At 36.7% G+C, this 13,744-nt stretch carries 13 protein-coding genes; 2 read left to right on the top strand and 11 right to left on the bottom strand.

Going from position 1 to position 13,744, the window contains the following annotated elements; all coding sequences use genetic code 11:
- Positions 1-102: 102 nt before the first annotated feature.
- From KSHG_RS16395 to abc-f, 3 genes are all read right to left on the bottom strand, one after another.
- Entirely contained in the window at positions 103-1,344 is a 1,242-nt protein-coding gene (locus tag KSHG_RS16395; RefSeq protein ID WP_010304261.1) for a hypothetical protein, read from the bottom strand.
- A 425-nt stretch (positions 1,345-1,769) separates the two neighbouring features.
- Positions 1,770-2,984, bottom strand: coding sequence for a serine/threonine transporter SstT (gene sstT / locus KSHG_RS07560; RefSeq protein ID WP_010304260.1), 1,215 nt, complete (start codon positions 2,982-2,984; stop codon positions 1,770-1,772).
- Positions 2,985-3,250: 266 nt separating this feature from the next.
- A complete protein-coding gene (gene abc-f, locus KSHG_RS07555) occupies positions 3,251-4,717 on the bottom strand; it encodes a ribosomal protection-like ABC-F family protein (RefSeq protein WP_010304259.1) in 1,467 nt (488 codons plus the stop codon).
- A 411-nt stretch (positions 4,718-5,128) separates the two neighbouring features.
- Between abc-f and KSHG_RS07550 the strand changes: the two genes are divergently transcribed.
- Complete coding sequence (locus tag KSHG_RS07550; protein ID WP_010304258.1) at positions 5,129-5,641, top strand: SH3 domain-containing protein; 513 nt, start codon at positions 5,129-5,131, stop codon at positions 5,639-5,641.
- 438 nt (positions 5,642-6,079) lie between these two features.
- Here KSHG_RS07550 and KSHG_RS07545 read toward each other — a convergent pair whose 3' ends face one another.
- From KSHG_RS07545 to KSHG_RS07530, 3 genes are all read right to left on the bottom strand, one after another.
- Complete coding sequence (locus KSHG_RS07545) at positions 6,080-6,613, bottom strand: hypothetical protein (RefSeq protein ID WP_010304257.1); 534 nt, start codon at positions 6,611-6,613, stop codon at positions 6,080-6,082.
- Positions 6,614-6,769: 156 nt separating this feature from the next.
- Positions 6,770-7,282 carry a sigma-70 family RNA polymerase sigma factor gene (locus KSHG_RS07535; protein WP_010304256.1) on the bottom strand — a complete coding sequence of 171 codons (513 nt, stop codon included), beginning with the start codon at positions 7,280-7,282 and terminating at the stop codon, positions 6,770-6,772.
- 101 nt (positions 7,283-7,383) lie between these two features.
- On the bottom strand, positions 7,384-9,420 hold the full coding sequence (locus tag KSHG_RS07530; protein WP_010304255.1) for a S9 family peptidase: 2,037 nt from the start codon (positions 9,418-9,420) through the stop codon (positions 7,384-7,386).
- A gap of 105 nt (positions 9,421-9,525) precedes the next feature.
- Between KSHG_RS07530 and KSHG_RS07525 the strand changes: the two genes are divergently transcribed.
- Complete coding sequence (locus tag KSHG_RS07525) at positions 9,526-9,723, top strand: hypothetical protein (protein ID WP_010304254.1); 198 nt, start codon at positions 9,526-9,528, stop codon at positions 9,721-9,723.
- Positions 9,724-9,736: 13 nt separating this feature from the next.
- On the opposite strand, the gene KSHG_RS07520 is transcribed toward KSHG_RS07525, so the two are convergent.
- From KSHG_RS07520 to KSHG_RS16390, 5 genes are all read right to left on the bottom strand, one after another.
- Positions 9,737-10,297 carry a sugar transferase gene (locus tag KSHG_RS07520; RefSeq protein WP_010304253.1) on the bottom strand — a complete coding sequence of 187 codons (561 nt, stop codon included), beginning with the start codon at positions 10,295-10,297 and terminating at the stop codon, positions 9,737-9,739.
- Positions 10,294-11,409 carry a glycosyltransferase family 4 protein gene (locus KSHG_RS07515; RefSeq protein WP_010304252.1) on the bottom strand — a complete coding sequence of 372 codons (1,116 nt, stop codon included), beginning with the start codon at positions 11,407-11,409 and terminating at the stop codon, positions 10,294-10,296. The genes KSHG_RS07520 and KSHG_RS07515 overlap by 4 nt, the downstream gene beginning before the upstream one ends.
- 10 nt (positions 11,410-11,419) lie before the next feature.
- The gene (locus KSHG_RS07510) at positions 11,420-12,001 is read right to left on the bottom strand and encodes a TetR/AcrR family transcriptional regulator (protein WP_010304251.1); all 582 of its coding nucleotides are present in this window, start codon (positions 11,999-12,001) and stop codon (positions 11,420-11,422) included.
- Positions 12,002-12,013: 12 nt separating this feature from the next.
- Positions 12,014-12,478 (bottom strand): DUF4352 domain-containing protein, encoded by a 465-nt coding sequence (locus KSHG_RS07505; protein ID WP_010304249.1) that lies wholly within the window; start codon positions 12,476-12,478, stop codon positions 12,014-12,016.
- 140 nt (positions 12,479-12,618) lie between these two features.
- A partial coding sequence (locus tag KSHG_RS16390) for an Ig-like domain-containing protein (RefSeq protein ID WP_010304246.1) occupies positions 12,619-13,744 on the bottom strand: 1,126 nt, incomplete at its 5' end.

Genomic DNA, 13,744 nt, shown 5'->3' with positions numbered 1-13,744 from the left:
TCATTTATCTCCATTATACACAAAAAAACACGGATTTCTCCGTGTTTTTCTGATTATTCATAATAATAATCGCTTATTTCGGCTTGTTATTTTTCATATTCGTTACGTTTTCGGCTTTTTAAATACGAACCAACTAATGAAGAGTGTCATTACACCATTAAAACCGAATGTGATAAATGGGAGTATGGAAGGCATAAGCGTGCGCATAACTTCTGGAAGTTCAATGTCACGTTGCCATGAAAGACTAACGATGATAACGACGATAATAACTTGGATAGAAATACCACCAAGACGATAAAATCGATTTTTAATTAATAGAGAGTCGTCTTTCTGTTCCATACTTGCAGCAGCATAGTAATCCCCGTTTAAATTAGCAGCAAGCATTGTATGGAAAAAGCCAAATCCGATAGAAACGACCGTTATTAACGGAGAATATACTAACCCCCAACTACATAATAAGACGATGAATAGTAGCGTGTTTCGAGGTATTTTTATAGGTACAACAAAGGATAAGATGACACCGATAATGTACGGTATGTAGACGACATGAAGCGTTGATTCAGACGTCAACCAATGCTGAAATACTGTTGTCATAAAGAAAAAGGCAACGAGTAAACCATCTGCATAACTATAAAGGTGTAATTGAGTAGAGAAAGATTGAACCGAATGCCATGAATACCACATAATGATGCAAGTGATGATAAATAATACGATTAAAATAATGCTTGAAAAATAAGTTTGCCATTCGACCGTACGCCCAAGTTTGACGATAAATAACATAGCACTTAATACAACAAATGCCAGGATGCCTATGTATCGTTGGAATGGACGTTGATTTGAAATAATTTCGTCCGCATTTTTAACAGGTAAAAATAATAAGAAAAAGAACGCAAGACCGATCCATAAAAAGACGAATGAAAACTGCTTACTTGATATAGCTGGAACTAAAACAACTAACCAGAGGCAAGCGAGAGCAGCTGACCAAAGCATTTGTTTCTTTTTGGAACCTGTTCGTCTTTTTAAAATGGTCATATATGTCGGTAATAAAACGCTGCAACATAAACCTAATAAAATGGCTGCCGCATTAAGCGCAAGCGGATATTTAGGAGAAATAATTCCAAGGAAACAACCGACTATAGCACAAAGAACGAGCCATTTAAACAATTTAGCTGGTCTTATTTTGGGGAAGCTGTACCAAAAAAAACCGCCTGTGTATTTAGATGTGTAAAAAATAAGTAATGGCAATAGACCAAAAAGCGGTTGTACTGTATGCGCACCGATGATTAGAAAAATAGCATAAATAATATAGACGATAATATTCATAAATGCGTAAGCATAGTACATAAAAATCCTCCTTCTAATGGTGGAACACTTCTATACTAGAGGGGCTTAGTAAAATTTTGAGGAATACGTATTTCAATTTTTAATGAAGTAATCAAAGTCCCTCTGTCATATGAAGTAAGGTGATATGTCCCCTTTTTCACTCTACCCTATTTAATCCAATTAGAACCATTTAAATCTAAAAATAACATTAAATAGGATATTATAATGAACAGTACGAAAATTTATTGAAATGCTCTTAAAACGACAAGCAATGACAAATTTAAATAATCCGATACGAGTGGAGATATTTCAGTATATAATGATTAATGCATACAATCCCCCTATTATGATGGATATATAATTTAGGGAAAAGTTTCTTCATATTTAGTCGACAAAGAAAAAACGGACAGCACATAATTGTGCTGTCCGTTTTTTAATAGGTTATGTTATTTATTTTTACGTTCTTGCATGTATTCTGCAGCGGCAGTAAATACGATGTCTGAGTGCGAGTTGACGGCTGTTTCACATGAGTCTTGAACGACACCGATGATGAAGCCGGCAGCGACAACTTGCATGGCAATTTCACTAGGAATACCGAATAAACTACAAGCGAGTGGGATAAGTAAGAGAGAGCCACCTGCGATACCTGATGCACCTGCGGCAGAAATCGATGAAACGATTGCGAGTACAATCGCTGTTGGAATATCAACGGATATGTCCAATGTGTTAGCTGCAGCTAATGATAAAATCGTAATCGTAACGGCAGCACCGGCTGTATTGACAGCTGCGCCAAGTGGAATTGATACGGCATACGTATCTTTATTCAATCCTAGCTTTCTACATAATTCTAAATTGACTGGAATATTGGCAGCTGAGCTTCTTGTAAAGAAAGCTGTTACACCTGATTCACGTAGGCTTATAAAAATAAGTGGATATGGATTGCGGTGTGTTGTAACGAAGACAATCAATGGGTTCATAACGAGTGTCACAAATAGCATACAACTTACTAATACGATCAGTAGCTGACCATATTCTTTTAAAGAGGCAATTCCTGTCGTTGCGACAGCTGTATAAACAATCCCCATAATCCCAAATGGAGCTAAATCAATGACCCATTTCACGACTTTCGATACGATGTCGGATGCGGACTGGATCACTGACTTCATTTGGTCATTTGCCGATTTAGCTGCGACACCAATGACAAGTGCCCACGCTAAAATCCCAATATAATTTCCTTCTGTTAAAGCTGTAATTGGATTTGAAACGATGTTGTTCAATAAATTTGTGATGACTTCTGAAATGCCACCAGGTGCTGATACAGCTTGTTGATTTCCTTCTTTTAAATGTAATGTTGAAGGGAATAAAAAGCTGAAAATAACAGCTGATGCGGCTGCGCCGACTGTTCCGACAGCATAAAAACCGATAATTGTTTTCATATTTGTTTTCTTACCTTTTTCATGCATAGCAATTGCTGTAATAACGAGTATGAAAACTAAGTAAGGTGCAATAGATTTCAGTGCACTTACGAATAAAGTTCCTAATAATGTAATCCAAGAAAGCTGATCGCCGAATGCGACCGCTAATAAAATCCCGATAATTAATCCGACAATAATGCGCTTAACTAAGCTCATTTTTTGCCATTTCCAAAAAAATGATTTCAACATATTTCCCTCGACTTTCCTAACACGAACGTTGTTTCTTAACTGTACATAAGATAGCATGCATTTGCTTTTTTCTACATAATTTTTGCATTTACAGAGCATAATACGTGAAATATGAGAAAATTAAGGACATAGAATGACTTCTTAGAGAGAACAACTGTATTTTTGGTGTGTACAAAAAGGGCTTTTATTACTATTTCAATTTTACTGCAATAAAAAAACTGCCATGTTTTTAAAATCATGACAGCCTTTTGCTTATAGCTTCCTTACGATTCGGTTGGTTTTAAATAAATGATTTTCGTTGCAACTTCTTTTATAAAATTTTCATCATGTTCTACGAAGAGTAAAGTTGGATGAAATGTATGGCATAACGCTTTTAATTGTTCGTGGTTATACACATCTAAATAATTCAATGGTTCATCCCATAAATAGCATTCCGCTTCTTCACATAAAGACTTCGCAAATGCGACTTTTTTCCGCTGTCCACTACTCATGTTTTCAATCGGAATTTGAAAAATATCACGTTCAAAGCCGAAAATCCGCAACTGATTTAAAAATAAGCTAAAATCGATTCCTGTATGTTCAATATAGTGTTGAAGCGTTCCTTTTTGTTGCAAAATCTGTGGTAAATAACTCATCGAAAGATTTTTCGGTATGAGCATCTCACCTGTTATTTCTCCTTCAAATGAACCGTTATATAAACAGTTGAGTAAAGTAGACTTTCCGCTTCCATTTGGACCTACGAGTGCGACACGTTCTCCCTGAAATACATCAAAAGTTAACGGCGCAAAAAGCGGTGTGCCGTCTAATGACAATGTAACTTCTTTGAATCGCATAACAGGGTTTCTATGAGACGTAATCGGATACATTGAAAGTGCTTTGACACGCTCTACGTTGTTTAACATAGCTTCTTTTTCTTCTATTTGAGATTGGACACGTGTTTCAATCGCTTTTGCTCGTTTATTCATCCGCTTCGCTATCGCATTTCCGAATGGATCATTTCCAGAAGGTTTCTCCTTCTCGTCTGCCCAATTCCTTTTCTCTTTGGCTGTTTGCTTTAACCGCCCAATTTCAGCACTTAACGCTTTGTTTTGCTCGATTTCGACTTGATCTCTCAATGCTTTTTCGTGTCGATATACGGACAATGTACTGTTGTACACATAAAGTTGTTGTCTTTCGATTGCGACAATATGATCGGTCACTTGTTCTAAAAAGTGGTCATCGTGACTTACGACAATATAGCCTGTTTTTTGTTGTAAATAATGTGCAACCATTTTTCTTCCATCTAAATCAAGATGGTTCGTTGGTTCGTCTAAAAGTAAAAAACGCTCTTTTTCACTAAATAGAATAGCTAAGCGGATTTTAGTTTGTTCTCCTCCAGAGAGGCGTTCGTACGGTTGCCAAAGGAGTGCCGGGTCTACATGTAGAAGACGTAACTCTTTCTCCACTTTCCAACGTTCTGCAGGCATACTTTCGGTTAAAGCATCAAAAGCAAGAAGCGTTGGATCGGTGACACGTTGAGGGAAATACATGAAAGGAGTCGCTGTTTGGATTGTCCCTTCATGGGGAGAGAGTTCATTTAATAGTAATTTTAAAAAAGTTGTCTTGCCTCTCCCGTTACGTGCTACTAAACCGAGACGCCAGCTTTCATCAATATGGAGTGTGCTATTTTTGAATAACGGTTCTTCCAATTGATCGTAAGAAAAACTAATATTTTGTATCGTGATGGTCATAAAGTTTCCTCCTCTGTTCTTATGAGAAATAGTCATTTATGCATCCACAAAAAAATCCTTCTGAAAGTCAGAAGGATTGCCCGTTCATTAATACGTAAATAGCTAAATAAGCTATGAAAGTATGTTGAGAAGACAGACGAATCCTATTTTCGTGAAAATGCATATACATTTCGCGGCAAATAGAATTACTTAATCATCTTTTCAACATCCTTTCGTTACAATTTCATCTAGTATAGGTGATAATCGTTAATTTATCAAATAAAATGATAGGAATAGTTCAATAGGCTTTAGTTGTACGTGACGTATAAATATAAAATACTAAATAGTCTAAAAATTCTTTCTTTTTATTAATATCATTAGTATACTTACGACTGAAAGAAACTATCATATTTCAACTAGGAGGATGGATTAATGGGTAATTTAGTTAAGTGGACACTTGCTACAGCAATGGCTTCTTCTGCTTTTGGATTAACGTATGCGGCAGCGCCAAATGCTAGTGTGACGCAAGCACAAGCGGCATCTGTATACTATGCGCAAGCAAATCATATTAATATTCGTTCAAGTGCAAGTACGAAATCGAAAGTAGTTGGGCAGTATAAAAAGAATAGTAAAGTTACGGTCATTAAAAGTTACAATTCTAAATGGTATCAAGTTTCATACAAAGGGGTTAAGCGCTATGTGTATAAATCCTACGTGAAAAAAACACCTGTAGCACTCGCTAATGGTATCGTGAAAACAGGTGGACCGGTCTTATACATTCGTGCAGGTGCAAGTACGAAATATAAAGCAATCGGCAGCTATAAAAATGGGCAAATTATCGCTATTACAAATTATCAAAATCCAAAATGGTATCAAGTCGTGTACAAAGGAAAAATTGGGTACGTTTCTTCTCAATACATCCAAGGACCATTTGACGCATTATAAAAAATGAAATAACGAGTAGTTATTATGAAGAAAGCAGTCACGATTTTAAAATCGTGACTGCTTTTTTATCAATTATTGAGGCATGATTGTTTTATATTCTTCCCCATCGGTAGTCGTGTAGAGGCGTTCTCCCACTTTTGTGAACGTTATCTCAAAGTTTGGATCCCCTGTTACGACATACGTATCGTCTTGCTTTTTAACGTGTACATTTGTAATCGTATACGACTCGTTTTTTCTTCTTTAAGTTTTTTCGCATCAACGTTTGGCGTTAAGGTATTTGTGGACGACCGTATTTTCAGCAGATCTTGTTGGAAATGAAATTGATTATTAGAATTTTCTAAGCTTACTAAGATTTGTTCCTCAAAAGGATTCGCTGTTTTTTCTGTTGAGTGTCCACAAGCACTTAAAAGACCTATAGAAATAAGTAAAAGGATTTTTTCATTTGTTAGGTGCCTCCCTATCTTTTAATGTAAACGCGTATGTTTTATGCGCTGTCGTTATTTGAATTTCGTTATTTGATTGCCATGAAATTTTTTCTATGTGAGAGAATGTTTGGTCAATAGAGGGTGCATTTAACTGCCGATTTTGTTTGAAAAAATAAATTGATTCTCCTTGTTCTGTTTGAAAAGTAACAGCTGTTAATGTGGCATCTGGAGACGTGCTTTCCATCCTAACTGTTCCTTTTCCTAACATCACGATTTTGGCATAGCGGCTATAGTCGACGACAACTGCTGTTTCACAAAACGGTGTACTACAATTTGCTGTAACGAAAAGACCATGAAATTTTTTTGCTTTCGTGTAGTAAAGTTTCGATTCTTTTTCAGGTGTTAGAATGTTTGTCAGCATCTGATAAGCAGTTGGTGATATGGTAAGTGCGCGTTTTGTATGTTGTTCAATTAAAACGTTGATCTCAATAGGTTGAGGATTGGCTTGTTTAACATGGGGCTTTGTAGAAATAGAGAAAATAAACAAAATAATACAACCTATTGCGATAAAGGAAAGGAAAGGCCATTTCATCAAGAAAAATCGTTTCTTTCTTGATTGTTGCATGTGATGTAAAACATTGTTTTTACCTTTTTTTCAGAATCTGTTCGATTGCCTATATGTTGACGTAATTGTTGTTCAATTTCATTCATGGAATAATACCTCCCATTCTTGTCGGTTAATTTTTTCACGTAATAAATTTTTCGCTTTTAAAAACCGATTATGAACTGTACTCGTTGGAACGTTTAAAAGAGTTGAAATACTTGTGAAAGAATGATGTTCGTAAAAATGTAAAATAATAAGTTCACGATATTTAACTGGTAGACTGAGTACGGCTTCGACAATTTCAGAACGCTCTTCCTGTTCAATAACAGGATTTTTCATGTGCATCACTTGAGGAAAAAAATTTGTTAATGTTATCGTTCGATAGCGCCACGATTTCAAGTAGTCTTTTGATCGATTAATCGTCATACGTGTTAAATATGTTTCAAGTGATGCATCGCCCTTGAACTGACTTTCTGTTTCAAAGTATTTAATAAAGACATCTTGAACGATATCTTCTGCGCTATGCCAGTCTTTTACATACAAATAACTGAGATGTAGTAGTTTTTTCGAGTACGTATTTAAACAATCATGCCACTTTTGTTCTTCTAACATCAGCAATCTGCTCCTTCCTTATACATTAGACGACCGTCATTTAAAAAAATCCCATTTTTTATGTAAATGTTAAAAAGCATGTCATAAAGACATGCTTTTTTTTAGTTCATAATTTTATTTAATATAAAAGCATAGCTAGATGCGCTATCTCTTAAATGATCAATTCTTCCGGAAGAACCGAAGTGACCCGCGCCCATATTCGTTTTCATTACAATCGTATGATCGTCTGTTTTATACTCTCTCAAACGCGCTACCCATTTAGCTGGTTCAAAGTAACCGACACGAGGATCGTTTAAGCCAGTTGTAATGTACAAATGAGGATAACTTTTTCGTTCTACATTATCATACGGGCTATACGATTTCATATAGAAGTAGTCCGCTTCTTTTTTAGGATTGCCCCACTCATCCCATTCTAATGTCGTCAATGGAATCGTTTCATCTAACATCGTCGTCACGACATCTACAAAGGGAACTGCTGGAGCAATCACATTAAATAAATTGCCTGCCATATTCGCTACGGCACCTACGAGTAGTCCACCTGCACTTCCTCCACGAGCTGCTAGTTGAGGTGTTGTCGTATAATCTTCCTCAATTAAAAATGTCGCAACGTCGATAAAGTCTGTGAATGTATTTCGTTTGAATTGCATTTTTCCATCTTCGTACCAATGACGCCCCATCTCTCCGCCACCACGTATTTGAGCCGTTACAAAAATGATGCCTCGGTCTAAAAGTGGCAAGCGATATGCTGAGAAGAACGGATCACTTTCCGCACCGTAAGAACCGTAACCATCTAAAATAAGGGGTGCTGGTCCGTTGTCGAGTGCCCCTTTTTTGTAATGCATCATTAACGGAATTTTCGTTCCATCTTGTGCTGTCGCCCATAATTGGCGTTGGACGAAGCTTGTCGCGTCGTAATCGCCACTCACTTGATTTGTTTGTAAAATCGTTTGTTCCATCGTTTCTAGTGAAAGAGCAATTGTCGTTCTCGGTGTGACATATGATTCGTATTGCAGAAGTAATTCATCTGTATCGAAAGCTTGTCCTCCGCGAATACTCACGGCATATACATCTTCTGCCCATTCAAATGGATGTAATTGTCCTTCTTCATAACGCCAAATTTGTTGTAATCCATTTTCGCGTCCAGTAAAGAGCAGTTGTTTTTCAAAAGGATATATTTCTTGAATATAACGTGTATCGTCGTATGGAATAAATGGTTTTCTTTGTGAAAAGTTCGTTAACGGACTCATCTCAATTTTAAAATTCAATGCGCCTTCATTCGTTAAAATTAAAAGATGGTCTTCCCACTGCTCTACTGAATACAAAATACCTTCTTTTCGTTTTGCAACGAGCTTAGGATCATTTAAGGGGAAGCGGACGTCGATTAAGTGCACTTCAGCAGTCGTTGTAGAGCTTGACGTAACCGTAATAAAATTGCCACTAACTGTTTGATCAATCATTAAAACGAATGTTTCATCCTTTTCTTCAAATAGCAGCGTATCTTCTGTCGTACCCATTTCATGACGCCATAGTTGATAAGGACGCTGCATATCATCAATCGTTACATAAAACATATATTCACCGTCCAAACTCCACTCCATACTGCCATATAAATAAACGTTTTCTAAACGATCAGCTAATGTTTTATTAGCGTTGATTTGCTTAAATAACATCGTATTCCGGTCCGAACCGTCTAAGTTTTCTAAATAGGCAACGACATCTTGGCTCGGGCTTATACGAAAGTCTGTTACCATATAATAGTCTTTTCCTTTAGCTAGTTCATTAACATCTAAATATACTTCTTCTTCCGCTTCTTGTAGTTGTGAACGACTAGCCGCCATTTTTCGTGCATAAACTGGATAGTCTTTGTCTTTAAAATGGCGTGTATAGTAATAGAAATCATCTTTTTTCATAGGCACATTACTTTCTTCTTCCGGTATACGTGCTACCATTTCCGCTAACAAGGCATCTCTTTCAGGAATAAGTGGGGCCATAATGCTATCATAGTAGGCATTTTCATCTTCTAAATAAGCTATTACTTCTGGATTCTCTTTTTCGTTTAACCAATAATAATCATCCTGTCTCACATCGTTATGAATACGATGTTCATGTGCTTTTTTCTGTGCTTTTGGTGGTAGCATATCCGTTCCTCATTTCCAAAAAATTGATATTTTTATTTATTTTATCATTTTATCGTGAAATAAGGGTATAGAAATACAAATTAAGAAGGGGGTCGTTAAGTAACTATGAGTATTCAAAAAGAAGCAATGGATGCCTACACGTATTTCTTCCCACTCGTGTTTAATGTGCAACAAATTAAAAAGTATGCGAAAATCGGCGTAAATGGAGACAATGGCGTAGGGTTTAATGCATTTAGCCATGCGACACATCTTGACACTAATCAAATAATAAAACCACCTTTACGTCAGCTATATACTGAGTAAGGGTGGTTTGTTTTTATTGTTGAATGCCCTTTCTCACGAGGACATCCGCCACAGTTTTATATAAAATGTGGCAATCTAGTTGAAACGTTTGATGTTGTACATAAAATGCATCAAAATGGACCTTTTCTTCATCAGTAATGAAATCACGACCGTTAATTTGTGCATAGCCAGTTAACCCCGGTTTAACTGTATGCACATGATGCGCATCTCTCTGTTGAATTAAGTTAAATTGATTGTAAAGAGCGGGTCTAGGTCCTACAAAAGACATTTCGCCTTTTAAAATATTAAACAACTGTGGTAGTTCATCAAGACTTGTCATTCGTAAAAACCGACCACTCTTCGTAATGAAACGTTCTGGATCTTGTAATTGATCCGTTGCGACATTTGGTGTTTCAGTGACCATCGTTCGAAACTTGTAAATTTCGAAGTATTGATCGTATTGACCTTTCCGTTTCTGTTTAAAAAAGACAGGGCCTTTAGAATCCAATTTAATCCATATAGAAATGGCGAGTAATGGGATGGCTAAGACACATAATAAAATGAGTGTGAATAGTAAATCAAAGCAGCGTTTCATTTTACAACTTCCACCCCTTCTTTATGTGCAATCAAATGATATACTTCCATTTGGCGAGCTAACACTTTTTCTTCATCATACAACTTCAAAAAGCGTTGTCTCCCTGATTGCCCCATTTGTGTCATTTCTTCAGGATGTACTAGTGCCCATGCCATTTTTTCATAGAGAGCATCACTACTTTGAGGTTCACAAAGTAACCCTGTTTGTTCGTGAATGACTTCTTCTCTACATCCTCGGATATTCGTCGTAATAACAGGTAGTTCCATCGCCATCGCTTCAATGATTGAACGAGGCATACCTTCTCTATAAGAAGGTAATACAAAGCAATCCGAAGCGGCTAACAGTTGCGGAATATCTTCTCGCAGCCCTAAATAATGAATGTTATGTTGCTGCGCAGGTAACGAAGATTGTTCTCGGTCTCCTTTTACGTGATCTCCAACGATGAGTAACGTCGCTCGTTCACCCGTACTTCGAGTGAATGCTTCTAGTAGCTCTTCAATGCCTTTTTCTTTTACGAGACGTCCGACAAAAATAAATACGTATGCGTCGTCCGCAATTTGAAGTTGCTGCCGGATTGTTTCTCGTTCATATCTCATTGGAGAAAACTTTGTTGCATCTACTCCATTTTGAATATGGACGAGTCGTTTAGGTGGCAAAAATTGAGCTTCCAGGGCCAACTTGAAATCTTCTTCGCTTTGGAAAAAAATATAGTCGGTTGCTAATTTAGACGTCATTTTTTCAATGAAATACGTTAATTGATACGTTTTACGCGGCATATTTTCATGAAAGTAAAATCCGTGCGCTGTATAGATAATCGTTGGAACGCCTGCTATTTTTGCTGCAATTCGTGTAAGAACACTTGCGACAGGCGTATGTGTGTGTACGACATCGTATTGTTCTTTTTTGAATAAACGAACGAGTTGCTTAATCGCTTTGAAGTGATTCATTGACACCATTTTTCGTTCAAAATCAATCGGATGAAGTGTTTCCGATGAATTTTCGGTTGAACAAGCAACATGCACCTCATGACCATTAGAACGTAGGCATTCAATAAGTGGACCTAAAAATTTTTCAACTGTAAAATCAACAGCTGTTACTTGTAAAATTTTCATGAAATCTGCCTCACTTTCTTAATGTAACACGTGCGACGAGTATAGCCATCGCTTCTGTGTCATCTTGCATGCCTTGATCTACCCAGCCAAAAATAACACCGATCATCGCTTGTACGATGTATTTATCGTAATTAACCGTTGGAATCTGAAATAAATTAGGCGACTGATTTTTTTTGTAAAACGAAATATAGTCTTTTTCTAAAATGCCCTCTAATTGTTGTGTCACCGCTCTACTACTTTTAATGCCTAAAAAATCGTTCGTAAGTTGCTTTTCTTTTTTCATAAAATTAAACATTTGAACGAGGGGTGGAAACGGTCGTTCAATATAATCGTTTATTTGACGATGAATGAATTGTAATTCGGTTACTTTTTGTAAAATCGTTTCAATCGTATAAAAATAATTTCTTTGAAGTTGTGCATAGAGTGCTTGTTTATTTTTATAGTAGAAATAAAAGGAAGCACGTTTCAGATTTGCGCCATCCGTTATTTCTTGAATAGAAATATCATCCAATGTTTTCGTCTTTAATAAATTTTTCAAGGATTCTTCTAAAAGAACTGAAGCACTCACTTGTTCTATTTTGCGAACCGACATCCTTTTCCCCTCCTATCTTTCAACTGTCCAAAGGTCTTTCGGTTGATCGTTTAAGTTGTCATAAACAATTTTGAAAGGACCTTTGCCAGCAGCTGTAAATGAAATTGTTCCTTTTACAGTTTTGTTAGCTTTGATTGTCTCACTTAAATTGTTTTGTGGTGAAATAGTAAGCTCTTTACCATCAGCATTAGAAACATTTAATACGAATGCATCGAATAACGTCGCTTTTTTATTTTGGTTTGTTACTTTTAAATGAAGCGTTAACACGTCATCTTTAACAGATGTTTTTTGTAATTCTAATTTAAAACCGTCGACAACAATCGGCTTATACGTCTCGTCAATTTCTCCTTTAACAATTTCTGATTTCGTCTCTTCCTTAGGCTTATCCTCTACTTTCGTATCTTCTTTATTGCTACAAGCAGAAACGACAAGTGTTGCCATGATGAGTAATAAAATCGTTGAAGTTTTTTTCCACATTATGATCATCCCTTTAGTTTAATTTGTTATGAAAGAAGAAAGGTTATGACATAAAAGGCAGCGCCCTGCTTTACGCGTAAAATGAAAATCATTTTACTTATGCCATAACCTAAGAACTTACGTTTTTACTGCTTTTTTATTTATTCAACTACTTGTGTTGCAGAGCCCTCGATCGATGTTTGCGCATTACGAACGGTTACTTCATCGCCTGCCCCTAAAATTTTCTTCGTTGTACCATCTGCTTCATAAACATATTTTCTCTCGATTGAGAATGCACCATCTGTCACGTCATATGTGCCAAGTGCTTTCCCATTGACAATTAATTGAACTTTCGTTACTTCTTTGTCAGTCGTCCCAGTAATCTTGAACGTTTTTGTATCGATATTTGCAATCGCAAGAGGTGTTGCACCAGCTTCTTCCACTACTTTTTCAGCGAAAATTGTTGTTTTTGGTTTGTCATCATCAACAGCTGTCACTTTTACCACATCGCCTGCACCGATTAATTTACGTTCTGTTTTCGTTGCATCCGTGTAAACGTATTTCGTAGAGAAGCTAAACGTGCCATCTGTGCCGACTGTACCATCAACTAGATCTACACCATTCACATTTAAGCGTACTTTCTTAACATCAGGTCCAGCTGTACCTGAGATTGTTGCCGCATTACCTGGTTTAACTGTTACATCATCTAATGTAACTAAATAGTCCTTCCCTGCTACAACTGTATTCCCTGCTGTTACATTTGAGTTTTTACCAGGTCCGTAGTATACGACTTGAATTTCATCGCCTTCACCTAATAATTTTTTGTTGCCATCTTTATCATATACATATTTCTTATCAAAACTATACGTACCATCTGCAGCAACAGTAGCCGTATTTAAATCACGACCATTGACGATTAATTTTACTTTTGTCGTTCCTTTTGGTGCTGTACCTGTAATGATTGATTCATATTGTGTCATTGGATTTACTGTAATAGCGCCACTTACTAACGGTGTTGTAACATTTGATGAAGATGAACCGTTATCATTTGTCGCTGTTACTGTAAGTTCTGCTTCTGGTCCGACCGTACCTGGTACATTAATTGTGAAATCACCATTTCCATCAGAAGTACCTGAACCTACTTTGTTCCCGTCTTTATCGTAAATCGTAACATCTGTATTTGGATCCGTTTTACCTGTTACTTCATAACCATCAACCGGATTACCCTCTGCTGCTAAGTCTGATGGTGCTGCTGGTGCAACTACTGGATCAGCTGGAGTTTTCGTA

The sequence above is a fragment of the Kurthia senegalensis genome (assembly GCF_000285595.1).
Classification (GTDB): Bacteria; Bacillota; Bacilli; order Bacillales_A; family Planococcaceae; genus Kurthia; species Kurthia senegalensis.
This window is presented reverse-complemented; position numbering and strand designations above follow the sequence as displayed.